This is a genomic window from Bacillus sp. FSL K6-2865 (assembly GCF_040311405.1).
Classification (GTDB): Bacteria; Bacillota; Bacilli; order Bacillales; family Bacillaceae; genus Bacillus; species Bacillus velezensis.
The window spans coordinates 1,891,946-1,914,441 of the sequence record NZ_CP152036.1; the positions used below are offsets into that span (position 1 = coordinate 1,891,946).

At 33.3% G+C, this 22,496-nt stretch carries 37 protein-coding genes and 1 pseudogene; 35 read left to right on the top strand and 3 right to left on the bottom strand.

The genetic code is table 11. The features are described 5' to 3' along the window. Window positions 1-44 precede the first annotated feature (44 nt). The 4 genes from NYE42_RS09135 (at window position 45) to NYE42_RS09150 (ending at window position 3,122) form a co-directional block, all read left to right on the top strand. Window positions 45-1,646, top strand: a complete 1,602-nt coding sequence (locus NYE42_RS09135; protein WP_352426928.1) for a DNA N-6-adenine-methyltransferase — start codon at window positions 45-47, stop codon at window positions 1,644-1,646. Window positions 1,647-1,808: 162 nt separating this feature from the next. Next, a complete protein-coding gene (locus NYE42_RS09140) occupies window positions 1,809-2,240 on the top strand; it encodes a hypothetical protein (protein ID WP_215601717.1) in 432 nt (143 codons plus the stop codon). 134 nt (window positions 2,241-2,374) lie between these two features. Beyond that, window positions 2,375-2,692, top strand: coding sequence for a hypothetical protein (locus NYE42_RS09145; RefSeq protein WP_215532389.1), 318 nt, complete (start codon window positions 2,375-2,377; stop codon window positions 2,690-2,692). 100 nt (window positions 2,693-2,792) lie between these two features. Beyond that, window positions 2,793-3,122 carry a hypothetical protein gene (locus NYE42_RS09150; RefSeq protein WP_215532388.1) on the top strand — a complete coding sequence of 110 codons (330 nt, stop codon included), beginning with the start codon at window positions 2,793-2,795 and terminating at the stop codon, window positions 3,120-3,122. A 546-nt stretch (window positions 3,123-3,668) separates the two neighbouring features. Here the strand turns inward: NYE42_RS09150 and NYE42_RS09155 are convergent. Beyond that, a complete protein-coding gene (locus NYE42_RS09155) occupies window positions 3,669-4,760 on the bottom strand; it encodes an acyltransferase (RefSeq protein ID WP_342497405.1) in 1,092 nt (363 codons plus the stop codon). Between the two features lie 468 nt (window positions 4,761-5,228). Here NYE42_RS09155 and NYE42_RS09160 point away from each other — a divergent pair, with 468 nt between their 5' ends. From NYE42_RS09160 to NYE42_RS09200, 9 genes are all read left to right on the top strand, one after another. Next, window positions 5,229-5,501: a hypothetical protein gene (locus tag NYE42_RS09160; RefSeq protein ID WP_113766192.1), complete on the top strand. Its 273-nt coding sequence runs from the start codon at window positions 5,229-5,231 to the stop codon at window positions 5,499-5,501. A gap of 79 nt (window positions 5,502-5,580) precedes the next feature. Beyond that, on the top strand, window positions 5,581-6,018 hold the full coding sequence (locus NYE42_RS09165; protein ID WP_199022564.1) for a hypothetical protein: 438 nt from the start codon (window positions 5,581-5,583) through the stop codon (window positions 6,016-6,018). A 93-nt stretch (window positions 6,019-6,111) separates the two neighbouring features. After that, window positions 6,112-6,315, top strand: a complete 204-nt coding sequence (locus tag NYE42_RS09170) for a helix-turn-helix transcriptional regulator (RefSeq protein ID WP_014470137.1) — start codon at window positions 6,112-6,114, stop codon at window positions 6,313-6,315. Between the two features lie 117 nt (window positions 6,316-6,432). After that, entirely contained in the window at window positions 6,433-6,765 is a 333-nt protein-coding gene (locus NYE42_RS09175; RefSeq protein WP_342496898.1) for a hypothetical protein, read from the top strand. Window positions 6,766-6,898: 133 nt separating this feature from the next. After that, window positions 6,899-7,216 (top strand): hypothetical protein, encoded by a 318-nt coding sequence (locus NYE42_RS09180; protein WP_020954144.1) that lies wholly within the window; start codon window positions 6,899-6,901, stop codon window positions 7,214-7,216. Window positions 7,217-7,228: 12 nt separating this feature from the next. Further along, window positions 7,229-7,702 carry a hypothetical protein gene (locus tag NYE42_RS09185; RefSeq protein WP_020954143.1) on the top strand — a complete coding sequence of 158 codons (474 nt, stop codon included), beginning with the start codon at window positions 7,229-7,231 and terminating at the stop codon, window positions 7,700-7,702. 50 nt (window positions 7,703-7,752) lie between these two features. Next, on the top strand, window positions 7,753-8,364 hold the full coding sequence (locus tag NYE42_RS09190; RefSeq protein WP_352426929.1) for a hypothetical protein: 612 nt from the start codon (window positions 7,753-7,755) through the stop codon (window positions 8,362-8,364). A 16-nt stretch (window positions 8,365-8,380) separates the two neighbouring features. After that, entirely contained in the window at window positions 8,381-8,608 is a 228-nt protein-coding gene (locus tag NYE42_RS09195) for a hypothetical protein (RefSeq protein ID WP_020954141.1), read from the top strand. A gap of 426 nt (window positions 8,609-9,034) precedes the next feature. After that, window positions 9,035-9,259 carry a hypothetical protein gene (locus NYE42_RS09200; RefSeq protein WP_020954140.1) on the top strand — a complete coding sequence of 75 codons (225 nt, stop codon included), beginning with the start codon at window positions 9,035-9,037 and terminating at the stop codon, window positions 9,257-9,259. Between the two features lie 14 nt (window positions 9,260-9,273). On the opposite strand, the gene NYE42_RS09205 is transcribed toward NYE42_RS09200, so the two are convergent. Then, a complete protein-coding gene (locus NYE42_RS09205; protein ID WP_041482308.1) occupies window positions 9,274-9,456 on the bottom strand; it encodes a hypothetical protein in 183 nt (60 codons plus the stop codon). Between the two features lie 70 nt (window positions 9,457-9,526). Here NYE42_RS09205 and NYE42_RS09210 point away from each other — a divergent pair, with 70 nt between their 5' ends. From NYE42_RS09210 to NYE42_RS09265, 12 genes are all read left to right on the top strand, one after another. Beyond that, window positions 9,527-9,778, top strand: coding sequence for a hypothetical protein (locus tag NYE42_RS09210; protein WP_020954139.1), 252 nt, complete (start codon window positions 9,527-9,529; stop codon window positions 9,776-9,778). Between the two features lie 228 nt (window positions 9,779-10,006). Next, window positions 10,007-10,138, top strand: a complete 132-nt coding sequence (locus NYE42_RS09215; RefSeq protein WP_014417905.1) for a hypothetical protein — start codon at window positions 10,007-10,009, stop codon at window positions 10,136-10,138. Window positions 10,139-10,284: 146 nt separating this feature from the next. Beyond that, window positions 10,285-11,682, top strand: coding sequence for a HEPN domain-containing protein (locus tag NYE42_RS09220; protein ID WP_020954137.1), 1,398 nt, complete (start codon window positions 10,285-10,287; stop codon window positions 11,680-11,682). Between the two features lie 165 nt (window positions 11,683-11,847). Further along, entirely contained in the window at window positions 11,848-13,002 is a 1,155-nt protein-coding gene (locus NYE42_RS09225; protein WP_113766182.1) for an AimR family lysis-lysogeny pheromone receptor, read from the top strand. Window positions 13,003-13,030: 28 nt separating this feature from the next. Then, window positions 13,031-13,156, top strand: coding sequence for a lysogeny pheromone AimP family peptide (locus tag NYE42_RS09230; protein ID WP_142671704.1), 126 nt, complete (start codon window positions 13,031-13,033; stop codon window positions 13,154-13,156). 125 nt (window positions 13,157-13,281) lie between these two features. Then, complete coding sequence (locus NYE42_RS09235) at window positions 13,282-13,437, top strand: hypothetical protein (protein ID WP_327973296.1); 156 nt, start codon at window positions 13,282-13,284, stop codon at window positions 13,435-13,437. A 149-nt stretch (window positions 13,438-13,586) separates the two neighbouring features. After that, complete coding sequence (locus NYE42_RS09240; protein ID WP_014472000.1) at window positions 13,587-13,799, top strand: hypothetical protein; 213 nt, start codon at window positions 13,587-13,589, stop codon at window positions 13,797-13,799. Window positions 13,800-13,813: 14 nt separating this feature from the next. Further along, complete coding sequence (locus NYE42_RS09245; protein WP_014471999.1) at window positions 13,814-14,044, top strand: hypothetical protein; 231 nt, start codon at window positions 13,814-13,816, stop codon at window positions 14,042-14,044. A gap of 38 nt (window positions 14,045-14,082) precedes the next feature. Further along, window positions 14,083-14,247 (top strand): hypothetical protein, encoded by a 165-nt coding sequence (locus NYE42_RS09250; protein WP_165867604.1) that lies wholly within the window; start codon window positions 14,083-14,085, stop codon window positions 14,245-14,247. 9 nt (window positions 14,248-14,256) lie between these two features. Continuing rightward, window positions 14,257-15,315, top strand: a complete 1,059-nt coding sequence (locus NYE42_RS09255; protein WP_113766181.1) for a tyrosine-type recombinase/integrase — start codon at window positions 14,257-14,259, stop codon at window positions 15,313-15,315. 76 nt (window positions 15,316-15,391) lie between these two features. Further along, complete coding sequence (locus tag NYE42_RS09260) at window positions 15,392-16,741, top strand: DNA sulfur modification protein DndB (protein ID WP_045207908.1); 1,350 nt, start codon at window positions 15,392-15,394, stop codon at window positions 16,739-16,741. Window positions 16,742-16,761: 20 nt separating this feature from the next. Then, entirely contained in the window at window positions 16,762-17,745 is a 984-nt protein-coding gene (locus NYE42_RS09265) for an integrase (RefSeq protein WP_094032751.1), read from the top strand. Window positions 17,746-17,965: 220 nt separating this feature from the next. Here NYE42_RS09265 and NYE42_RS09270 read toward each other — a convergent pair whose 3' ends face one another. Beyond that, the gene (locus NYE42_RS09270) at window positions 17,966-18,187 is read right to left on the bottom strand and encodes a helix-turn-helix transcriptional regulator (RefSeq protein ID WP_045207905.1); all 222 of its coding nucleotides are present in this window, start codon (window positions 18,185-18,187) and stop codon (window positions 17,966-17,968) included. 165 nt (window positions 18,188-18,352) lie between these two features. Between NYE42_RS09270 and NYE42_RS09275 the strand changes: the two genes are divergently transcribed. The 10 genes and pseudogenes from NYE42_RS09275 (at window position 18,353) to NYE42_RS09320 (ending at window position 22,476) form a co-directional block, all read left to right on the top strand. After that, a complete protein-coding gene (locus tag NYE42_RS09275) occupies window positions 18,353-18,652 on the top strand; it encodes a hypothetical protein (RefSeq protein ID WP_045207904.1) in 300 nt (99 codons plus the stop codon). A gap of 74 nt (window positions 18,653-18,726) precedes the next feature. Beyond that, window positions 18,727-18,972 (top strand): hypothetical protein, encoded by a 246-nt coding sequence (locus NYE42_RS09280; RefSeq protein WP_045207902.1) that lies wholly within the window; start codon window positions 18,727-18,729, stop codon window positions 18,970-18,972. Between the two features lie 108 nt (window positions 18,973-19,080). Next, on the top strand, window positions 19,081-19,305 hold the full coding sequence (locus tag NYE42_RS09285) for a hypothetical protein (RefSeq protein WP_069007467.1): 225 nt from the start codon (window positions 19,081-19,083) through the stop codon (window positions 19,303-19,305). Window positions 19,306-19,341: 36 nt separating this feature from the next. After that, a complete protein-coding gene (locus tag NYE42_RS09290) occupies window positions 19,342-19,566 on the top strand; it encodes a hypothetical protein (protein WP_352426930.1) in 225 nt (74 codons plus the stop codon). 183 nt (window positions 19,567-19,749) lie between these two features. After that, on the top strand, window positions 19,750-20,055 hold the full coding sequence (locus tag NYE42_RS09295; RefSeq protein WP_352426931.1) for a hypothetical protein: 306 nt from the start codon (window positions 19,750-19,752) through the stop codon (window positions 20,053-20,055). Further along, window positions 20,052-20,390, top strand: a complete 339-nt coding sequence (locus NYE42_RS09300) for a hypothetical protein (RefSeq protein WP_352426932.1) — start codon at window positions 20,052-20,054, stop codon at window positions 20,388-20,390. Before NYE42_RS09295 ends, NYE42_RS09300 begins: the two co-directional genes overlap by 4 nt. 6 nt (window positions 20,391-20,396) lie before the next feature. Further along, window positions 20,397-20,803, top strand: a pseudogene (locus NYE42_RS09305) (hypothetical protein). A gap of 50 nt (window positions 20,804-20,853) precedes the next feature. Next, complete coding sequence (locus tag NYE42_RS09310; RefSeq protein WP_352426933.1) at window positions 20,854-21,651, top strand: hypothetical protein; 798 nt, start codon at window positions 20,854-20,856, stop codon at window positions 21,649-21,651. A gap of 38 nt (window positions 21,652-21,689) precedes the next feature. Beyond that, complete coding sequence (locus NYE42_RS09315) at window positions 21,690-22,199, top strand: hypothetical protein (protein WP_352426934.1); 510 nt, start codon at window positions 21,690-21,692, stop codon at window positions 22,197-22,199. A 40-nt stretch (window positions 22,200-22,239) separates the two neighbouring features. After that, window positions 22,240-22,476, top strand: a complete 237-nt coding sequence (locus NYE42_RS09320) for a hypothetical protein (protein WP_352426935.1) — start codon at window positions 22,240-22,242, stop codon at window positions 22,474-22,476. The last annotated feature ends 20 nt before the right edge of the window (window positions 22,477-22,496 follow it).

Below are 22,496 nucleotides of genomic sequence, written 5' to 3' on the forward strand. Positions count from 1 at the left end.
GGGATGGGGAAACATCTCATTCCCTAAAAAGGGGAGAACAAAAAATGTTTAAAGATAATCCGGATTTTTATCCAACACCACCACGGTTAATCCGAAAAATGACATCTAAAGTAGAATGGAAGTACATTAACTCTGTTCTGGAGCCGTCAGTAGGTAAAGGAAACTTAGTAGAAGCCATTTATACTCAATTTAAAAACACCAGCAACTATAGAAGGAATTCGAAATATGACATTGATACAATTGAACAATATGAAAACTTACGACACATACTTAAAGGCAAAGATTACAGAGTGATTGCAGATGATTTTCTGACGTTTAACACTTACAAGAAGTATGATTTGATTTTTATGAATCCACCTTTTAGTAACGGTGTTAAACATTTATTAAAGGCGATTGAATTAATTGAAAAGCAACAAAGATCCGGCCAAATTGTTTGCTTACTAAATGCCGAAACATTAAAAAATCCGTATTCAAATGACAGGAAATTTCTTATACGTAAGCTAGAGGAAATAAATGCAGAAGTTGAATACATTCAAAACGCTTTTTCGAACTCAGATCGAAGCACAGAAGTTGAAACGGCGTTAATATACATAAGCATTGAAAAACAAGAATATAACAGCGTTCTAATAGAAGAATTGAAAAAAGATGAGTCCCATAAAATTAGTGCCGATTATAAAGCAACACAGTTAGTGAATGCAGACTTTATAAAAGGAATTGTAGAACAGTTCAATTATGAAATCAAAGCGGGTTTAAAATTAATCAATGAATATAACAGTTTAAAACCATTAATGCTGCATAGTTTCAATGATGACAGTACTCCAATATTGAAGCTGCTAATTGATAAGAATACCGAAGAAAATGACATAGAGAATGCATATATAAAACAAATTAGGGCGAAGTATTGGAATACGTTATTTAACAATGATCAATTTATGGGGCTCTTCACAAGCAACCTGAAACAAAAGTACTTGCAGCACGTTGAGGAATTGAAAGACTATGATTTTTCTTTATTCAATATCTATACGTTAAGAATTCAGATGAGCAAAGAGATGACCCAAGGCGTAGAAGATACAATACTTAATCTTTTTGAAGAATTCAGCCACAAGCATTACTATGATGAATCATCAAAAAATGTGCACTTATATAATGGGTGGAAAACAAATAAATCATATAAAATTAATAAAAAAATAATTATTCCACTAAACGGGTATAGTAGTTGGCTCGGTCACTATAGTCCAACAGACTACAAGGTCTTAGAAAAGTTAAAAGATATCGAAAAAGTTTTCAATTACCTTGACAATGGGTTAACAGAAGACATAAACATTGATGAAACTATAAAACTAGCTAAGCATTACGGTGAAACGAAAAAAATAGAATTAAAGTACTTCTATGTAACTTTCTATAAAAAAGGAACATGTCACATCGAGTTTAAAGATATGGAAATTCTGAAGAAATTTAATATCTTTGGCAGTCAAAAGAAAAATTGGCTTCCTCCTTCATATGGCAAAGTGAAATATCAGGATATGACAGCAGAAGAAAAAGACGTAATTAATGATTTTGAGGGTGCGCAATCTTACAGTGAAACGGTAAATAACGCTTCTTATTATATCCTGGATACATCGAAGCTTCTCATGCTTACATCATAATAAAATACGCACTTTTAGAATAAAAATAAAATTAGTATTGATTATTTAAAATGGTCATGCTATACTTAAATCAAGTTAAAACAACAGCGGAGCATACATATTTCAAGGATAAAAATAAAATAAAATAAAATGCATATTTTAAACAGAATGGGGATATTTAAAATGAAAACAACACTTAAAAAATTGTCTCAAAAAGAACTTCATAATCTAATTGGAAGTACTGTTATATTAACAGAAAATCACACAACGATTTCTGGGGACAGAGTTTTAAAGAAAAAAGGATCTCAAGGGATACTGGTTGATTATCAAATGTTTTGGGGCGAGGCCACCATCCAATTTGGCAAAAGAAATTACAAAGTTGGCATGGACATTGTTCAGCTTTTAGAGCAATCAGGGGAAATCGAACAAAAGAGCAGCGATGTATCCAAAAAAGCAGAAACAGAAAAAGCTACTGAAAAGGAGTGTATTTTCAAAGAGACAAGAACAGTAGACCAAATTCTTGATGAACATAATGATTATATGACTTTGTATAGAATCTTTAATGATGATGCTTACTTAGAAAAAGCAAGACAAACGCTACAGCAACTGAAATAGTTATAAGTGAATCAAAATAAAACAGCAGTTTCATACCATCCCAAATAAGCAAATACCTGCCAAAAACAGTTGACTATTTAAAGTAGTCAATGTATAATAAAAGTATAGAAAAAATTGAAATGAGGGAACGAGAAATGAATACATTAGTCAATCAAATTAAAGAGATCAGCAACAATCAAAAAGAAGAGATTAACGGATACACAATCTTTAAAAGAAACCAAAATATTTGTACAGTATCTAAATTCGGCGAAGTGATGTTCGAAGGGACTCTAATAGAAGTTTCAGAGTATATAACAAAGAATAGACAGGACACTTTAAATAGTTTTTCTCAAAATGAAATAGAGACTCTAGCAGAAGCAATGGGAAAAGATAAGAGAACGATTTTGTTCGATATAGAAGATAGTCGAGTTACAACCGAACTATACCGTGAAAGACTTGCCCGTGTTATCTAGCTCCTCAGGGGGAGAATAAACCGCATTAAGCCCTGAGCGTTCCTGCTTATGCAGGAGGTTGTTAGTATTTTTAAATTCTTGAATGGGAGATGAAATAATTATGACAACTTTAAATGAAAACGTCCTTCAATTTTTACTGGATAATGGCTTTAAATTAAAAGAGTATGAAGATCAGGGGTTAACATTTTATTCAAAAGAAATAAAAGATAGTCAAGCTTTAAAAAAATTGATTGAGTATCATTATGAGATCGAAGAAGATGAAGATATTGTAGAAGGCGATACCACCTTTATAATGGAGATTCAAACAAATGGTGAGAATCCACAATGGCTTTTTACAGGCGACCATGACATGTTCGACATTCTTGACGATCAAGACGACTTTTTTGATTATGTAAAAGGGATTGAACGATTAATTAGGCCAACTGAGTAGCTAAAGAGAGGGGAAATATAATAACCATGAAGGTTAAAAAATTGATTGATTCATTGCAAGAGATGATGGACAAAGGGCAAATAACAGAGGAAACACAGGTTCTACTCAATACTTATGACGACTGCATGTACGAAGTAGCATGTGTTGAGCCACTGGGAGAGTTTATACAAATTGAAGCCTGGCAAATGAGAGAGCAAACAAACTTGGGTTTAAGCATTATGTCATTCATAATCCTAAAGATTATAGAGAAATTTTTAATAATACAGGCTTTGTTGTGGAACAGACGGTAAAAGAAAATGAAAAGACATCTGTTGTTTACGAAACAGAATGAAAAGGGGAGATAAAATGGATGAGCTACTGATCAAGTGTGAAGAGTGTGGGTATAAATGGATTGGCGATGACTTTGATGGAGATTGTCCATCATGTGAAAGCGAAAATATCAAAGTTATTGGATGAAACGTTAGTATTCCAAAGCCTATTTTAAATAAAAACACCATTTCATGCTAAATAGGATTCGGGCTGCCTACATAAGAACAGCCCTTGCAGTTAGCTCGCAATCCTTGTTTTGACTGGTTTGTTTTTCTTGATATTACGTAATTTAAGAGCAGGTTTTTCCACTATTCTGTACGAAAGAAATGCGATTGCAGCAGTGACAACAATTACAACTATAATCAGCGGGTAATCAGACAATGTTTTATTAATTCCAGTGTATAAGAAGATGTTGATGATCACCATGTGCCATATGAAAATTCCCATACTGATATCGTCTAACCGGTTCAGCTGCCACAATATCTTCGGCCCATTGTAACCGAACCAAATGATTGCGTAGCTCAAAGGCACAAACCATAAAAAGCTCCATAGTGTGCTGTTTATTGAACTAAGATGTATGGGGTCTACCTTAATAAGTAAAAATAAAATAACAGAAGATAAAAACAAAACATTATGTTGCGGCGACTTGCTCCATGCCTTTGCCCAGAAGATGCCTAATGTCAAATAAAACATCTGTGGCAGGAAAGAATGTAAGTACAGGTTACCGAACATACTGCCAGGCCAGAACTTTAAAATTATGAAAGAAACCAACACACTGAAGGTGGCAACAGCAAAAGAGCAAAGAATCATTTTTTTGAATCCGAAACGTTTATAAAACCAATAAATTGCGGGTAACACCAAGTAAAAGCTAATTTGAACAGGAATTGTCCAAAGTGAATCGTTAAGGCGACCTGTGCCAATATGATGGAATATGTCAGGGAAGTATTGAGGGTATAGCACAAGATTGCTCAGAAGCCATATCCAGTACTCTTTAGCAGTGAATACTGAGAATGAAAGAGCTCCTAGAACAATTAACAGTACAGTGGAGGCAAGAGCATAGGTGTATATAGCAGGGGCAATTCTAATGATTCGGCTCCAATAAAAATCGGTTATATTATTTCCTTTAAGCTTGGATCTCTCATAAGAAGTGAAAAGAAAAAATGCGCTTAGAAAAAAGAAAATTGATATGCCGGTGTGAAATATTGCTTTACTCTCTGGGGTGTAACCAAAGACAGAAATGTTTAGATCTCTTGTAGCATGACCAACCAGCACACACAGAGCAGCAAACAGCCTGATAACAAAGAAACAATTAGAGTGTTTTACGTTCATTAAAAGAACCTCTTTCCTATACCATATGGCGAATAAGCAGTAAGGCTGCCTATAAGCAGTGATGATTATATCATAAAAATGGAAGAAATGTTCTTTAAAATGAATATTTTTGTTCTTTATATAATTTTTTGTGTGATTTATGATGATATTGATATATATAGACACACATAGATACTCATAGATACATGTATATCTTGCTGTATCACGGTGAACACAGATAAAGAAGGAGTTTCATTTCCTAGGCTAAGTACCGATATAAATCATGGAAAAGAAGCAGGTAGGAAAATACAGAAATTATGAGGTAGGTTTGGAGATGTGAATATTTTAATTTTACCCAGGAGGAGACCTTATTAAATTTAAGGCTGAAAAATAAGAATAAATATAAAATAAATTATTGACTATTTTAAGTAGTCGTTGTATACTTAATTTACAAGATGAAAATAAAATTATCGAATGGGAGAGGTCAACATGACAAAATATAAACTTTTCTATGGCGTGGGCGGTTCAATAAACGATATCACAAGAGATGAAGAAGCTTTTGATTTTGATAGTTATGACGAGGCTATTAATATTGCTAGGCAGCAAGCCTTTGAAGCGTTTGAAGATTACGAAGTGATTTGTAGAGTATTAAGTGTTGAAGAAAGAATGCAACAAGAAGGTTTAACAGAAGAAGAAGCCATTGCTGAGTACGAAGAAGATGTCGAATCTTTTATTGAATATGGCGCAGAAGAAGTAAAATAAAAAGTCTCTGTGATGACATCCTATTATAGACCACCCCCTTTTTTAAATGTAGTATAATTTGGAAGAAGGGGGTGGGGAAATGAAAAAGTTAGGTTTGAGCATTGCTGCTGTGTCTTTAACTTGGTGTTTGAGTAGCGGAAGTACTTTGGCCAAGATTACAAAAGATGAACATAAGGTCAGCTTTAAAATGACTGAGAATGAAACGGGCTTTTTTATGGCTGATGACACCAATCTCGAGTATTGGCCAACTAAGTTGGGATACAGGTTCACCATTTACAATGCTGAAGGTTGTACATTAAATTTTAAACTCCAAAGAATTACACTGGCAGGTTATGATTTTACCCTTAGTGAAAAGAATTTCACGGGTAATCATTTGAACTTGAGCGCGGCTGATAAGGTGAATGGTGATGCAAACAGAAATCATTACTTATTGATCACAAAAGGAGCCGGCTGCGGAGATGTGTGGATTAAAGGCTTTTATGGATTCGAACATGATGAGCCGGATGATGATTGGTAGGCTTAATACATAGTCAAGGTATATCCTTGACCTTTTTTATGCATATGATGATAATTTAAAGTGATCATATATAATGAATGTGGGGTAGTTAAATTGATTAAATCAAATCTAAAGCCGATATTAGACGAAAGGAATATCAGTATTCGAAAGCTGTCCAATGATATTGACCATGGTTTTAACACAGTTAGGAAGCTTTATCATGACGAAATGGAGCGGTATCCAAGGGATCTGCTTGATAAAGTATGTACATATTTAGACATTGAGCTGCATGAGCTGTTGATTTACAAAAAAGATTAAAAAGATATTGATCACTTAAAGTGATCATGTTATACTAAAGTTACAAGAACAGTAAATACTTACAAAATTTCTAGGTCTACATAAAATCGTACTTTTAATCAGAAGGGAAGTGACACTATGATAGTGGCTCATTTAATAGGTGGAAATGAAATAGAAGGTATTAGTAACGGGGTTGTAATCATTAACGGCGTAAAGTTAGACGCGAGCTATGAGGATTTAGCTTCTGTCTGCGGGAGTATAGAATTGGGAGATTTAAATACAAGTATTACTATTCATAGAAGTAGTGAAGATGTACTAAGAGATTATATTAAGTTGGTGCAAGATTTTGAGGCCGAACTAGGTGAAGAATTTGTAATTGACAATCATTTAACAGCAGAAGTTCGTTGTAGCACATATCAAGTTAATTTTGAAGATAAAACACTAACATTGATAATTGATACATATGAATAAAATGTTGATTGACTATGAGTGATGGAGAGTTTACTACGAAACGAACCTTGGTAAGTTAGTTGCAAGGGAATAAATTAAGGATGATTCTTTATAAAATCATTCTTTCATCTTAATAAATGAAGGAGAGTACATAATGTATAAGTTCATATCAGAGTTAAATTTAGACGACTCGACAATTCATAAAATGGAGATATCTAAAAGCTTTAAATATATTGGTGGTTTTTATATGTATAATCCCCGCCAAAATGAAATTCAACTCCCAGAAGGAGAATCATCTTCGCTCAGTGATTTAGCCCATTTAAGTTTTAATTCTTATGACTGTGAAAACCAAATGATTGCGGATATGAAAAGGGAATTCACTGAAGAAAAGCTATTAAATATTTTTAATTCTAAGTGCCCAGAAACAGCTTTTAATGACGCTGCTTCAAGAATCATTGAAAAATATAATTAAGGTGGGTTTTAATTGGCTAGTGATAAAGAATGGGTTAAAATAAGCGAACTTTCTGAAGAAGAAAAACAAAGCTTGACTGCCGGTACTGAAGTTTTGCTGCATGATAATTATTATAATGGGTCATCAGATAAAGCTGCCTTGATAAGAAAAAAAGGTTCTCAAGGAAAACTAGAAGGCCAGTATTACGAATTGACCGGCCAAATGGTTAGAATTCTTTTCGGAAGCAGAAGCTTAAAAGTCCCTTCTTCTTTATTATCTGTTCCAGTTACAATCGACAGGAAACAGGAAGTCGAACTAAATCTTTCACCAGTCCAAATTGTTAAAGTTGTGAAGTCATTAGAACTGTTACTAGACTTAGACAAGGAAGAATTTAAGTTTAATCGAGATGAGATTGCCCTATTATTGGGGCAGCTAAGTGAAAATCTAGATAGTAATGGTATTGATCCTGACAGAGTACTGAACGAGCTGTTCTCAAGGATTGATTAAGTTGTAATGAAACCAGTCTTTCATCCAAATATAAAAATGGAAGTGATTGATTGCAATTATTAATAGGAATCATTAGTAACAAGATATTTATAATATTGGCACTTTTGTTATTTTGCCTTTACATCAAGAACAAATATCCTTTCTTTGTATTACGTCTAATTGTTAATATCTTAATATATTTATTTGAAGCATACTTGGGTTCTTTAATTGTAATGAAAATTTTAGGATATGTAGCCGATGGAACTGTCTTTTCTTCTACGAGAGATATGATTTTTTCTTACACTGCTTATCAATTGATTTTGTTTTTTTCTTTAAAAATTTACGATTCATTAATTGAAGATGCCTTAGTTTCAATAAAAACATCCCTATATAAAATTGAAAACTACATTACTTATAATCAGACAATTCCTTCTGAATATTTGCAATTCCTTGAAAAAATTGCTCAAAATAAAGGGGTTGATTATAAAAAAGAGCACAGAGAATTGTTAAAGAATATAGTTGAGTTAACAAGAAAATACAATTCGTCAGAAATGAAAACAGATGATATTAGAATGAGGTTACGATCTTACATCATTAATATAGAGCATGATTTGAGCATGTTGAAATTTTCCTGGGGGATCATTGTTTTTAAGAATAGTAAAATGATAAAACTGCGATTTTAAAAGGAGAGGATGACTTATGGCAGCTAAAATGATAACTGTATGGTACAAATACGATGATAAAGTCAACGAAGCCAAGCTAAATCATATTGAAGAGGGATGGGTGAACGGTGAATATCCAAAACCTATATATCCATCATACACAAATCAAGAAGCATGGAAGAAAAGTGATTGGGAGAGGAAACATGCTTATTTAGATGAACAATATCGAGTATTGAGCGTTCCACCGGCGAATTGGATTAAATAATGAGATAAGAATAACTTATAAGTTGAAATAGGCTTGAAGACTATGTATTCAACAAGAGATTGAGATACATAAAGGCACTATCATCTGAGGTTTAAATCATGAATTTAATAATGTTCACGGCAAGTATAAGGGCAGATGTTCCAAAGAAGATATATCCATAGCTCTTTTGTTTCTTTGAAAGCAATTCCAACCCGACTATGATAAAAAGAACTGCAACTAATACCTGAAGAGAAATCAACAGGATTCCACTTTGATTAAACAGGGAATACACGGCTAGTAGTAATGCCATAAAAGAAATGAAAATTTTTGAAGCCTTTAACATGAAAACACATCCTTAAGCAATTTGATTAACCTTAACACGTTACAGACTTTTTTTGGAGAGGCGTATGTATTAAGAACAAAGAAGTATTTTGGAGGGGAGTATACATGATAAAGGTTTACACAATAGGTCATGAAATACCAGAAAAGATTAAGCCCTGCATAACTGAATGGAATTATTGGTCTTGGATTGTTGCTGCAAATAGTGAAAAGGGCAATAAAAGTGCAAAGCGGCTTATTGAAAAGATTGAATCGGATCCAGACAAAATTGCGGAATATAAAACTGAAGACGGAATTGAAGTATATGTAAGCTACATGATTCCAGTGAAATAAAAAAGAGCATCAAACTAAATGCTCTTCTTCATACCACACCTACGACACTCGCGCAAAAATACACCACTTTTCACTGAACTCTTGAATAAAGCGTAATCACAGTTGTCACAGCGACCATATTTAACATCGGGATACTCCTTATAATCATATACAATTGTTACATCGTACCCGTTAGTCTCAAAATCTTTCTCTTCCATTAAATTTCACCTACACAAAGTATTTAACACTACTATAATACCTGACGATGTATATGAGGAGGGTTTTATTTTGATTGGATTTTCATATTTCTTAATACTCTGGCTTGGTGTCGGCTTCCTGACGGGATTTAAAGCCTTATTCGTTGACCAAGTTTACGATGAGGAATTTAAACAGGAACTGATTGATTCATGTTCACCAGGAATGCAACAAAACATGGCAGAGTTGTTTTTTAAGAGTAAAATAAACATCATGGTGTTTTACGTTTTAAGTGGATTGCTGCCTGTTGGAATAAAAATTGTTGGTCTGCTGAAGAGGGATTAGATATGCCGGTTATCGATAACTTTTTTGTTATTCAATTTGAAAATGATGATTACTTCAAGTCATTTAAATTAGATGGCAGTCTTATATAGCATCTATGGGGCTTCATGGCGCTTCTAAGTTCACTACAATGTCAGAAGCTTTAGTGATCTCAAACGAGCTACATACAGAGTTTAAAGTCACTTCTGCCATAAGACAAATTGAAGTTATTACTAGGTGAGGAGTGTACAGGTGTACTGGATTGAATGGATTGAGGATGGAGAGAAGAAAAGCATTGTTGCTGACGGTTGGGTTGAATGGGCCGCGATCCTAGAAGACCTTTATCAGCAGCGATTTGAGTATGTTGAATGGAAACGGCTTTAAATAAAAGAGTGAGGTCATGAAATAATCAATTAATTGAAAGAGAGAAACAATTGGAGTTTTGTTTACGACTTAAGTGAGTGATTTAAAGAAAAAAGCACCCCTTTGATTAGTTTTAATAAAACCATTGATGACAAAAAGGAGTTTTTATGAAAAACATAGTAAATAAGGATATTTTTGATGTTTTTACTGTACAAGGGTATTGGTGGATTGATAAAGATAAAGAAAATCAAGTTCCAGGTACATTAATATATAAACCAGAAGAAATTACATTAGAGATAATGGGTGCATTAGTTAATGACTTTATTGATATTGGTGACACCCCAAAAGTTATCAATGGAATATCAGTAGATGGCGAATTGTATAAGCTAGATGTTCTTGCAGCAGGAAATTCAAACTTCAGATCACCTGGAATACCCACTTCAGTTTATGAAATTAGGAGTTTTTTAGTAGGAGATTACACTAAGGTATTCCCAGAAAAATTTGACTCCGCCGAGTTTTCAACTGGTAATTTAACAGAATGGATGGGTTTGAATGCCTTCACACAAGTGTTTGACTCTAAGGGTAAAAAACATGAAATACATTATGACAGAATAAATATAAACAGGGTTACGGTCAAAGATTTTATAGTACAAGAAACTAGTGAGGTAAAGATTAAGAATCAGAAATCTGGACAGTGTATATCTATGGAGCATGTTAGTGGATTCAAAATAATCCCATCAGAAAGGAAAGATTTGAATTGGTTTCATGAGAATGTGAATCATCAGGTTAGACTCGTAAACCTTCTTATGAACAACATTAACTACGATATAAATATTACATTAAACGTGAAAGAAAACAAAAGACAATTGAAATATAAATACTTTCAACATCACAGAGAAGTCCTTAGACAGAAGAATGCAAATTTCTTGTTTGATTACAATAAGGTTAGAACAAATTATGAAACATTGTTAAATAACTGGTTTCAAGAAAGAGAAAAGCTGAGCACAATAGTTAGTTTATTTATGAATAGTAAAGATCAGAAAGAGTTTGTGGAAACCAAATTCATTAAAAATATTCAGTGTTTAGAGATATTTCACAGAAGATATTGCTCCAGTTCAGAATTTAACCAAGAACTAATATTTGAAACTGAGAAAGTAAGAGAGTTTATTGATTCTAATGTTTCAGACGACAATAAGTCGTTTTTCTTAAATAAGTTAAAGCATATAAATGAAGTTAATCTAATGAAGCGACTAAAGGAGTTATTTAATCAACAATCAACAGATACAAAAAACTTCCTTTCGGGTAATAGTAAAAATAGAGACAGTTTTATTTTTGGTCTTGTTGAGACTAGAAACTATCTTACTCACTATGACTTAACAAACAAAACTAAGGTTTTCCATCAAGCAGTTGAGAAATATTACGCTTCCTTAAGAATGAATGGTCTATTAACATTTTTGATCCTAAAAAAAATAGGGCTGGATGAAGAAATTATTTTAAATAGTATGAAAGAAAACAGGAATTTAAACCAAAATTTTTCACACGCGAAAAAAATTCTGGATAAATAAAAGCCGGGGGAGATGCTCCCCTTTTAAATAAAATACGAATTTTAATCAGATAAGGATCCTTCAAAAAATAATTAGAATAAAAATAAAATAAATACTTGTAATTCTGACAACTCTAATGTATATTATAAACAAGGGAACATTAGTTGGGAAGGGGTGGAGTAACCAATGAATCTTAAGCAGAAGATTAAGAATGAATGTGAAAAAGACAACCAGCTCGCAGCGAAACTCTCAAAAATAGCAGGTTACGAAAAGGTTAATGGCTTTTACAAATTCATCAACACCCCAGAGAAAGAAATGGACAACTTAGGCGGTTTAATTAATATTGTTAAAAGCTTGTTTCCTGATAATGAAGAGCAGCTTCTAAGTGATTACTTCTTATCATTGGATCCCAACAAAAAATGTGCTAGACAATCTGTTGAATATGCAGATTTAAATCAGTGGAATGCGTTAACTGATAAGATCGTAGGCAATCTTTGCGAATCATCTAATTCAATAAGTCGTGAATGGGGACAGGTTTATTCCCTGCATAGAAAACTGAATAATAATAAAATTTCTATAAATGAAGCGATCCGGGAAACTGGGAAATATAGAATTAAATCTCCTGAAATGTATTCATTTTCGAATATTATGATTATGTATGAATACTTGAAAATTGGAGAATTTGGCTTAATGAAAAGTACAGCTCAGTTTCTGGAGATTGACGAACTGTCTGATGGATTTATAAAAGATTCGTACAGTGGTCGAATTGAACTGTTAAAGGCCAATATAAGCTTAAATGATTATGAACTAGAAGAAACCCGAAAACATTGTAGCGCTGTAATTGAAGAATGCAATAATAACAGATTGATTGTATTTAGTTATTTAACACTTGGGAATACATACATTTTTGAAGATTATGATAAAGCAAAACTATGCTATGAAAAAGGCTTGAACTTTGCAAAAGACAATAACCATCATCATTATAAATTGCGACTCGCACTTTGCTTTTTAGATAATGTCTGGGTGAGAGAAAACAAATGGGTAGATTTCGAGTCTCAAGAAATACCGGATATGATTGAAGCTGCTTTTTATTTGACTAATATCAAAGAAACTAAGAAAGCAGAAGATGTAATTAAAAAAATTGAAGAACATGATGTTCTGGATGATGATTTAGGGTTTCTTTATCACGTTAAGGGCTTGCTGTATAATGATATGTCCCATTTTCACGAGAGTATAAAGAAATTCAAAAAGTCAGGCGATAGGCTCTGTCTAAATCTACCTTTGCTTGAATTGAAAAAGCGTGGATATTCAGATGAAATATTAAATTTAATTGCGCTCTAGTTTTCTTTACTTGAAAGGAGGTGAAAGAATGAAGAAATTTTATTGCGCGATTGTCATTTTACTAGCTTTAACTGTAGGATTTGTAAGTGGACAACAATCAGTCCAAACTGCTAACGGAGATATCACAGTGGCTTCAGCTAGCAGAGGAGCATAACACAACTAGGCTTTTACATAGTCAACGGCTAGACGTTTGATCCAAAGGATCAGGCGTCTTTTCTAATTTAAAGGGGAAGTTCCTATATTTTATAAAACCAAATATAAGACCATGGGGGAATTAAAATGAAAAAGCATTTCGGGAAAGCACTTTCTTATGAGGAAATGGCTAAGGGATACATGGAAATGGGAGATATTAATTTAGAAATTTCCCAGGAAGATAATCATCTTGAAAATGAAACAGAAATGATTAGACCAAAATATAAAGCAAAGGTATCCTAATGAGGACTAAAGACAAATCAGCAGACATTTTAACACATACATAGGGGATGTGTTATTTGTCGTGAATAAAAATAAAATAAATTATTGCATATTATTGTAGCAACATATATAATGAAGTTACAAGATGAACGTTGTTGGGAGATGAAACAATGGAAACAACCAGTGCCACTCAAAAGGAAGAGTTGAAGATTACATCATTAAGACAATATCAATACATAAAACAACTAAAGAACTTCACACGAGTAAATCTCCACCTAGAGGATCCAGATGTGTTTACACCTAATAATGTAACTACAATGAGAAAAAATCATAAAGAATATAACCTCATTAAAGAACAAAAGAATTCTATAAAATGCATTTAAGGAGTAAAATTAAAATGAATAATAAATATTACACAGAAGAAAACAAGGCTAAAGTTTGGAAAAAGCATATGATCGTTTTAAAATTTCTAGAGCAGCCTGAGATAGCAGTTGCTTATAATGAGTTCTTACGAAGAGAAGCAACAAGTGATGAATGGGTTGGGTTCGAAGAGGAGCTTTATGAGGAATTGACGGGGATGCCAATTATAAACGTCTGTAAGGACGAGAGGGTAAATGTCCTAAACTGAATTTTATTATAGGATAAAAATAAATTAGGTGTGATAAAATGAATGCAGACATCTTAATTAACGCTCTTAAAGAATACGACATGTTAAAGCAAATGGAAATCTGTAACGCCAATATAATGCTGCTGAGTAATATTCAAGGTGAAAATGAATGGATTGTTGCGTGGAAAGAATTTGATCAATACTTAATGAAAAAAATGATATGAGGTGTCATTATGGAAGCTCAAAAGAAAGCGTCAACACTAAGGGATTATTCAATATTCAACAACATAAATAGGTGGTTTGATGAATTAGATTTAAGAAACAGGGATCAAAAAACTGGAGAAATTGAAAAGTCTAATACTAGAGCCACGTATGAAAGGCATATAAGAGAGTTTTTCAACCACTATGCTGCCAAGGATATTGAATATTTAACTGAGAGTGACCTGGCGATCAAGAAGAGTGACCTGTATGATTATCGAAGCCATTTGGCTAAAAATAAAAGTAACTCCAATTCAACAATTAACAACAAGATTGCCGCACTGAAAAGTATGATTAAGTATCTTGAATCTGAACATGAGTGTGATGCATCTGTATTTAATTTTAGGCCTCTTCCAACAGAAAAGAACCCAGCAGGCTCTTTTGAAGGAATATCTGAAGCTGATGAATTTGCTGAGGCAGCGTATGTTACTGAGCGGCAGAACAGATTAATGAAAAAGATGTTTATTTTGTTTAGTGCACGCACTGGAGGGCGTAAATCAGAGGTGCTTAGAGTTGGGTGGGATGATATTACTTATTCAGAAAAGCATCAATGCTATCTCGTCAACTTTAAAAAAACCAAGCAAAAAAAGGCTAGGCCAGTTGGAATTTCCACAGCTTTTTATGAAGAGTTGTTGCTGTTAAAGCAAGAGTATGGGGAGCATGAACTGTTATTTCATAAGTTAACAGTTGATTCAATACAGGATATGTGGAATCGCGTATGTAGAGTTATGGGCATTCCAAAAGAAAGAAAGATAACTCCGCATAGTTTACGCAATACTGCAACAAACTTTTCTTACAGCGTTAATGGTGATATTAAAAAAGTTGCAGCGTTCTCTGGTCACAGCAATATCAATGTTTTGAATGATCATTATTTAAACAATGAAAGGGATTATTCTCAAGATCCAGGGGTTTTGGTTGATCAAAAAGAAGACATGTCCTTTTTAGATGATGTTACCTTAGAGCAATATAAAGAATTCTTTTTAAAATCAGACATGTATATACAGAGTAAACTTAAAATGTTTTTGAACAAGTGATACAAATAATCATATAAAAGCTTTACTTGCTTATGAAAATAATGATAAATTTAATATGATTATGTGAGGTGATAATGTGTCTGAAGTTTTGTTGACAACGGATAAACTTTATAAGTTAAAAACTGAAATAGAGGGAAGGCTTATTGATATTAAAGATGATTCCAATATGGTGAAGGAATTAAAAGCTACGATGGCGGAAAAATACAAGGCCCTCCCTGGTTATATCCAAGAAATTTTAAATAATAATGATAATAACGTACAGCGTTTAAACGAAAAAGAAGTGTACATTGTTTCAAAAGAGATGTATTCAATTCTCGGGGCGCCAGCTTTAGATCCGTCAAATTATTTTCCAACCAGATTGGCAAAAGAGCTTGAAGGTGGGAGAGTATTCGCCGGTGAAGAAGTAGTTAAGCTCCCATACAAGTTTAAAAATGTGATTAAAATCAAAGAGGATAACTATGTCACTTCCATTACTGCCAAAGAACTTAGTGAGTTATATAATAGCTCCATCCTGCAGTACAATTACAACACTCAGCGTGAAGGAAAGTATATTAAAGGCAGTCTTATTCCTGTCCCTAAAACAAACCCTAAATCAGTTGATGAGATCAAAGAATTGTTTATCAAAGGTGATTTAATTGTATCAATGTTAACTTTTAACGCTCGTCTTGGAACATCTGATGGTGATGAAGAAGTTGAATATGATCCAAGCACTCAAACCCTCACTGTAACACGCGGAACCTTATTAGATGCTCTAGATGGATACCATCGAATTTCAGGTATTGTTAAGGCCATTGCTGAAGTCCCTGAATTGGATCAACCATTCATTTTAAATGTACTCAATTACGATGAAGAAAAGGCTAAGGTTCACTTTGCTCAAATGAACACAATAAACCCAGTTGAAAAATCCAGAATTGAAGAATTAGGGCAAAAACGGTATTCTTCAACAGTTGTCGAGCAGCTGAAATTTAAAAGTGAACTTAAAAATAAAATAAGCCCACAAAGTGAAATTGGTATCGATAGCAATTTTCTTGTGACATATTATACTTTGTCCGAAGCTATAGACGATGCATTTGAGTTGAAATCTCGAAAAGATGCGTTGAAAATTGCGAAATACCTGGTCGACTTTTTTGATAACCTTTTTTATGCCTTCCCAGATGAATTTCTTGAAGATGATTTATCGTCCATTAGAAAGCAATCATACATTAATCATAACGTAATGTTTTACGGTTATGTTTATTTGGCCAAGAAGATGAAGGAAAACAATGTAGAACTAAACAAGCTTGAAAGTATCCTTAATACAATTGACTTTAGTAAGAGCGGAAGAGTGTTTGAAGAATTAGGAAGACGAAATAATGAAAATCAACTGAAGACTGCTATGAAGAAGAAACTAAAGAGAATATTTTATGATGAAATTGCTGTTGTTTAAAGCTTAAAGGAGAATTTAATATGAGTGAAATGTATAATGCTGAATTGAAGGAAAAGTTTTTAGAGAAATACGAAAGTGAAGCAACAAGAAACCATTATTGGCTAAGGCTAAGGGATTTCTCAGCTACAGAAAAAATACTTCAAAAAGACATATTTAATTTTTCTTTGGAAGAGCTGCGTACGTTATTTTTAGATTTAGATAGCAAATCTATAGATTCACTAAGAGGAGCAAGAGCTGTAATTGGACAATACACAACATGGGCAATGGAAAATGGCTTGGCAAACAGTAATATTAACAAAGTGTATCAGATACAGGATGGTGACCTAAAGCAGTTTATAGACAAAAACAAAAAAACACTATTCACCAATAAAGAAGTAGAAGAGTATGTTGATTTTATGGTTAATTATCAGGATAAGGCCATGATACAGGCTATTTATGAAGGTATAGATGGTTATCAGCATTCTGAGTTACTGAATTTAACAGGTGACGATTTACTCGATGATAACAAGGTGAAGCTGGTAGATGATAAACATGGTATAAGAATAATTACTGTAAGTGATAAATGTTATGAGTTGCTTAAGCGTGCTAATGACCAAAGAACATATCATCTTAGCAATGGTTCTCCAGATAGTGGCCTTAAAAACAAATTTGCCACATTAGTTAAAAGCGAAAATATTTTTAGGCTAAAATATAAGAGTTCTAATCAGAGTATGAAAGCTGACAAATTTTTAGTTCACCGTTCTTTTAGTCAGTTTCAAAAATTTTTAGAAGAACCTTTCTTTACACCTAAAAATCTTATCAACTCAGGAAAGCTCAACATGGCGTATGAGATATATAAAGAGAAGGGTGAATTAAAAGTACCTGATTATAAAAAAATAACTCGACAATATGGATTCCTGAATGAAGACGCGGAGTTTAATTCACAATCACTGAGGAAAGTAGTGAATATGGAGAACTTAGAAAAATATTGTATCAAGTCTGAAGTAATTGAGGCTAATTCTTAATCCCTGTTACAGGGATTAACTTTACATAACTTTTAGAGTAAAAATAAAAACAATGTGAATTAACTCGTGATATTTTTAGAAAAATATCAGGATTTTGTTCATATTTTTCAGAATTCGACAAAGTTAGACAGAGACAAATTTGTACATATGCAGTAAAATAGTTCTATACCCTGAAAAGGGTACAAGGAGGTTCGCTAGGCCAAACTCCCTAGCGTTTAAGTCAATGTTTGATTTTCCATTCATAGAGATCTTCAATCGAACAGTTAAGTGCAATAGCAATGATTTTAGCCGTTTTTATATTCATGGAAGGTCTAAAGCCGTTTGCATAGTCACTTAATCTTTGCGTACTAATGCCTGTTCGCTTTGAAAGTTCTCCTAAGGACATTCCTCTACTTTCAAGGAGAATGGATATCAAACATTGTCCGATTTCAACCTCAAGCATCGGACAACCTCCTGTTATAGTATTGCTTATCATACTATATCAATTCTTTCCAAGTTTTTAAATGAAAGAAAAAAGATTTGCCACTAACTAGGTAAAAGGTTATAATTAAGTCAACAAAAAAGGGAACGTAAGTTCGGTTAATTACTACCAGAGAGAGGGAAACGTATGTCAGAAAAGGATTATTTCATTCAAGGGGAGCTGTGCATACCTTTTTTCGGCAGAATAAAAGCCAAGAATGAAGAGGAAGCACTTTTGTTCGCATATCAATCAATTAAAAAGAAATTAAGAAATAAAACAGGGAAAATGGGGTTTCTTCAAAAAGATCAAGAAAAATATGAGGCACTATTTGATGTAGACATCATGTGTACAGAGGATGCAGAAATAACAACCTCTTATGCCGAAGAAATAGACGATTCGTTTGAAAATGAAGGCTATAAATCTTCTCAGCTGTTATCAATAAAATAAATGCACATACACATCTTGTCAGTCATCATGAGACATAAAAAATTGGTGACTTTTTAGTCAGACTGGAGCATACAATGGATTTTAATCTTGAAATTGACTTGAAAGACATTATGAGATCAGTTTCCATGAGTGTTGGTTCTAAGAACATACAAAGTGGAGATTACTACATAGAGATTATTTTTAAAAACAATGGGGATTGTTTGAGGATTAGAATGGATCATGCTTCAGTTTTAGAATTTAGAGACAAAATAAATGAAACTCTTTGGAAACTGGACGGCATGAAGACGTTTATGAAGACAGCAGCTTTACAGTATGAGTAAAGCTGATTTTTTTAAAATTATTTAGAGTAAAAATAAAATAAGTATTTACAACATTTGGTTGAGGTTATATAATCGAATTAGAATAAGGAAAGGAGATAGCTTTAGTTATTGATTAATGAACCAACTAATAATCAAATAAGAACAATGGTTTTAAGGAAATATGCAAAGCTCTTAGCATCATGTGAAAGGTCTTTACGCAGCATAGATAATGGTGAAATCAGAATGGCAATTGGAGACTTGGATTTTGTTAAAGACAATTTAGAGGAAATACAATACATACTTCGTGATGTTGTGAATCAGCATGAATATATTGAGGATAAAAATAAAATGTAAGTTTTATTAAGTCTTGAAAACGAGGGAGGAATAATGATGCAAAATGGATTTGAAAAATTCAAAGTTGGATTTAGAGGTGGGATTGAACTTGAGTTTACCAATGAGGATATAGTATCTATTGAAGAGCAACCTGGTGATCAAGCGCGTATCACGCTTAGTAACGGGGATCGAATAGTATTCAGTAACCCTGTAAACAAGTTGAAAGAAATTTTTCAATGGAATGATAAAAATCTTAAGAAAACAAAGGAGGGTTCAGAATGACGTGGATAAATTTAGTGAGGAATTACTTTCCCGATGCCAATGATAAGCAGTGTGATTTTATATTGTAGGAAAAACGGCTTTCCCTTTAGCTTCTGTGGAAACTATTGAAAATCAGTTGCAGGAATACCAAACAAACATGTTTGCAGATAGAAGGAGTAATCGGGTTATTAAGGAGGTTATGGAGTGAACAAAATCACAATCAGAACAAGCGATAAGGTTGAAGTCACAAAAGCACAGGCCCGAGCAATTGAGGAAGGGATGAAATTTTATATACGAATGGCTGATAATGACCCTCAGAGAGTGAACGACTTAACAAATGGGGACAAAAAAGAATTTGCGCGCCTTCAATTTGTAGGGAAACAATTTGTCATCAATAATGATGACGTCGAACCGTGGACTGGATTGTTTGAACCACTGAATAGTATGTATGCTGATGATCTGAATCAGGCGATTTTAAAAGGTTATATAGTGAAGGAGGGTGCGGAATGAACGAATTTCACTTACACAAATATCCCGTTACTTCGGTTGAAGGAAATGAGTATGCCGTAAGTATTTACAGTGATAGATACTCAAAAGGCCTTGTCAGGGTCTCTTTATATAAAAAGGTACGCGGTTTATTCGGGAAAGAAAAGTTTAAGTGTCTTACAAGAGAAGGAAATTTTGCTCCAAGTTATTGTGAAGTAAAGTGGGATTACAATTACATAGAGATGGCGATTAATGAAGTCATTACATACGAAAATTCCGTTCAGGAGCAAATTAATCATGAAAATAAACAAAAGGCTGCCATAGAGAAATTTGAAGCGTGGAGTGGCCAGGAGGTGTAACTGTTATTGGAGGTTAATTTGAAAGCAGAACAAAGAGAAAAATTCATCCGAATTGGTATCCCATATGATGAAATTGATGCACAAATGATCAATTTAATTGATATTTTAAATTTCAAGCTCGGATTAAAAACACGGCACTGCTGTTTTGGACATAAGCCATACGAAGAAATTCAAGTGATGTTCGAAGAAGAAGTGAATCTAAAAGAAGATCAAATTCTAGAATTAGCAGAATTAGCGGGGAGAGAATGGAAAGGTCTACAGCTAAGCTTTAGCAAATGGGCGAGGTTTTCTCCATTGATGTTTAATTGGTCATTGGTGCTATGAAAAGGTTTAGAGATCCGGAAGATTCAAGTAAATACCGATACCTGAGATCAGTTGAAGAATTCTTTGAGAACTATGCTGCAAAGAAGTGATTAAAAGATGCATTTTAAACTAAATTAAAAATAAGTGGAGAGTGAATTAGATGAAAAAAGAAAACAAAAATGAACAAATTGAAGCAACTATTAACGAAAATAACGAAATGGGCGTATTCGAGCACAGAACTATCCGAGAGGATCACATGTACCGGGACGAGATTTTGGATCGAATAAAGGTCGTACCTCTACTTGGGAACTCTACAGAAATTACAGTTGAGATGGCCGCGGAGTATTATATGGTTCCTGTTGATACGATCAAGACCGTCATTAAAAGAAATAGAGATGAATTTAATGATTATGCTGAAATTAGAGTTTTAAAAGGTAAGAGTTTGAAAGAATTTTGTCAGGTTCATGATGAACCTCGCAAAATTATAAGCTCGAAAGTCAGAAGTTTGCAAATTGTTAATCGAAGAGGGTTACTTAGATTAGGAATGTTACTTACTGAATCCAAAGTTGGAAAATCAGTTAGACACTATTTGTTAAATGTAGAGGAAGCCACTCCAAAGCAAATTGCTATTTGGGCAGCAAAAAGAGAAATTGCGAGGACAGAACGAAAACAGCTTACCGATGCAATTAAGGAATTTTATGAAGGAAACATGAAGGATGCTCATGCGTATACAAACTTCACTCAACTTGTTTATAAAGTTTGTTTTGATAAAAACAAAAAAGAACTAATGAATGTATATGATTTAGATGATAAAGATTCACTTAGAGATGCAATGACAACTGAGGATCTTAAAAAAGTGGTTCAAGCTGAAAAAACTATCTCAGTTTTGGTGAAATTGGGGAAAGACTACGCGGAAATCAAAGAGGAGCTATTGAAAAATAAGCACAAGTTTCAATAAAAGTAAAATTTTATTCGGAAAGAATGGAGGATGAGCAGATGAACATTATTGAATTTGAATTGTATATAGAGGGAACAGAAAAAGATATTGAAAAATTAGCGGAACAAGGATTTACTAAGCAAGTTAACTTAACCAAGCCGGTATACAAGAAGAAAGTAGGTGCCATTGAAATTATAGCCTGCACTAAATTTAATCAAATAAGAATGTCTGTAAGTGAATTAAACACAAAGAATTCTATAAGAAGATATGAGGATATAAAGGAAATTGATATTAAAGAGATGTTTAATGAAACTAAATTAAGCGAACTCATAGAGAATTTCAATCAACCGATTGATTATATTGAAATTAAAACTTTCGAGAATCATATTGATAGGTTAAAACACAATGGATGGAGCAATGAAATGATACATAATTGTTTTACTCTTGGTGATGGACTAACCTATTTAAAACAATTGGATTCAGGGTATTGGATATTCCAGGACGAAGAGAAACCAGTAAACCTACATTCGTATTTAAGAAAATTATCTAAATTGGGTTTTAGTATTTAAAAGGAATTTGAAGTTTTAAAGAAAAAGGAGCTGTTTTAAAGTGCAAGATATCCGTGTGATATATGACAGAAACAAAACTTTGGAAGCGGTCGTTGTCCAGTTTGGGGATTATATGTGTGAGCTAACAGATTCACAAGTAATTGATGAGGAAAATAAAGAATTTGATGTACTTAATGATGAATATCAAGGAGCTTGGAAATATGAAAATGGACAACACTGCGAAGTCGAAATTTACGATGGTGTAGACAAGTGGGTCTGTCAAGCATTCTTACACTGAATAAAAAGACTGTTTTAACT

What these genes read in the sequence shown, in the direction of transcription:
- NYE42_RS09135 (WP_352426928.1), top strand. Translation starts at nt 45, where the DNA reads ATGTTTAAAGATAATCCGGATTTTTATCCAACACCACCACGGTTAATC.
- NYE42_RS09140 (WP_215601717.1), top strand. Translation starts at nt 1,809, where the DNA reads ATGAAAACAACACTTAAAAAATTGTCTCAAAAAGAACTTCATAATCTA.
- NYE42_RS09145 (WP_215532389.1), top strand. Translation starts at nt 2,375, where the DNA reads ATGAATACATTAGTCAATCAAATTAAAGAGATCAGCAACAATCAAAAA.
- NYE42_RS09150 (WP_215532388.1), top strand. Translation starts at nt 2,793, where the DNA reads ATGACAACTTTAAATGAAAACGTCCTTCAATTTTTACTGGATAATGGC.
- NYE42_RS09155 (WP_342497405.1), bottom strand. Translation starts at nt 4,760, where the DNA reads ATGAACGTAAAACACTCTAATTGTTTCTTTGTTATCAGGCTGTTTGCT.
- NYE42_RS09160 (WP_113766192.1), top strand. Translation starts at nt 5,229, where the DNA reads ATGACAAAATATAAACTTTTCTATGGCGTGGGCGGTTCAATAAACGAT.
- NYE42_RS09165 (WP_199022564.1), top strand. Translation starts at nt 5,581, where the DNA reads ATGAAAAAGTTAGGTTTGAGCATTGCTGCTGTGTCTTTAACTTGGTGT.
- NYE42_RS09175 (WP_342496898.1), top strand. Translation starts at nt 6,433, where the DNA reads ATGATAGTGGCTCATTTAATAGGTGGAAATGAAATAGAAGGTATTAGT.
- NYE42_RS09180 (WP_020954144.1), top strand. Translation starts at nt 6,899, where the DNA reads ATGTATAAGTTCATATCAGAGTTAAATTTAGACGACTCGACAATTCAT.
- NYE42_RS09195 (WP_020954141.1), top strand. Translation starts at nt 8,381, where the DNA reads ATGGCAGCTAAAATGATAACTGTATGGTACAAATACGATGATAAAGTC.
- NYE42_RS09200 (WP_020954140.1), top strand. Translation starts at nt 9,035, where the DNA reads ATGATAAAGGTTTACACAATAGGTCATGAAATACCAGAAAAGATTAAG.
- NYE42_RS09205 (WP_041482308.1), bottom strand. Translation starts at nt 9,456, where the DNA reads ATGGAAGAGAAAGATTTTGAGACTAACGGGTACGATGTAACAATTGTA.
- NYE42_RS09220 (WP_020954137.1), top strand. Translation starts at nt 10,285, where the DNA reads ATGAAAAACATAGTAAATAAGGATATTTTTGATGTTTTTACTGTACAA.
- NYE42_RS09225 (WP_113766182.1), top strand. Translation starts at nt 11,848, where the DNA reads ATGAATCTTAAGCAGAAGATTAAGAATGAATGTGAAAAAGACAACCAG.
- NYE42_RS09230 (WP_142671704.1), top strand. Translation starts at nt 13,031, where the DNA reads ATGAAGAAATTTTATTGCGCGATTGTCATTTTACTAGCTTTAACTGTA.
- NYE42_RS09235 (WP_327973296.1), top strand. Translation starts at nt 13,282, where the DNA reads ATGAAAAAGCATTTCGGGAAAGCACTTTCTTATGAGGAAATGGCTAAG.
- NYE42_RS09240 (WP_014472000.1), top strand. Translation starts at nt 13,587, where the DNA reads ATGGAAACAACCAGTGCCACTCAAAAGGAAGAGTTGAAGATTACATCA.
- NYE42_RS09245 (WP_014471999.1), top strand. Translation starts at nt 13,814, where the DNA reads ATGAATAATAAATATTACACAGAAGAAAACAAGGCTAAAGTTTGGAAA.
- NYE42_RS09250 (WP_165867604.1), top strand. Translation starts at nt 14,083, where the DNA reads ATGAATGCAGACATCTTAATTAACGCTCTTAAAGAATACGACATGTTA.
- NYE42_RS09255 (WP_113766181.1), top strand. Translation starts at nt 14,257, where the DNA reads ATGGAAGCTCAAAAGAAAGCGTCAACACTAAGGGATTATTCAATATTC.
- NYE42_RS09265 (WP_094032751.1), top strand. Translation starts at nt 16,762, where the DNA reads ATGAGTGAAATGTATAATGCTGAATTGAAGGAAAAGTTTTTAGAGAAA.
- NYE42_RS09270 (WP_045207905.1), bottom strand. Translation starts at nt 18,187, where the DNA reads ATGCTTGAGGTTGAAATCGGACAATGTTTGATATCCATTCTCCTTGAA.
- NYE42_RS09275 (WP_045207904.1), top strand. Translation starts at nt 18,353, where the DNA reads ATGTCAGAAAAGGATTATTTCATTCAAGGGGAGCTGTGCATACCTTTT.
- NYE42_RS09280 (WP_045207902.1), top strand. Translation starts at nt 18,727, where the DNA reads ATGGATTTTAATCTTGAAATTGACTTGAAAGACATTATGAGATCAGTT.
- NYE42_RS09290 (WP_352426930.1), top strand. Translation starts at nt 19,342, where the DNA reads ATGCAAAATGGATTTGAAAAATTCAAAGTTGGATTTAGAGGTGGGATT.
- NYE42_RS09300 (WP_352426932.1), top strand. Translation starts at nt 20,052, where the DNA reads ATGAACGAATTTCACTTACACAAATATCCCGTTACTTCGGTTGAAGGA.
- NYE42_RS09310 (WP_352426933.1), top strand. Translation starts at nt 20,854, where the DNA reads ATGAAAAAAGAAAACAAAAATGAACAAATTGAAGCAACTATTAACGAA.
- NYE42_RS09315 (WP_352426934.1), top strand. Translation starts at nt 21,690, where the DNA reads ATGAACATTATTGAATTTGAATTGTATATAGAGGGAACAGAAAAAGAT.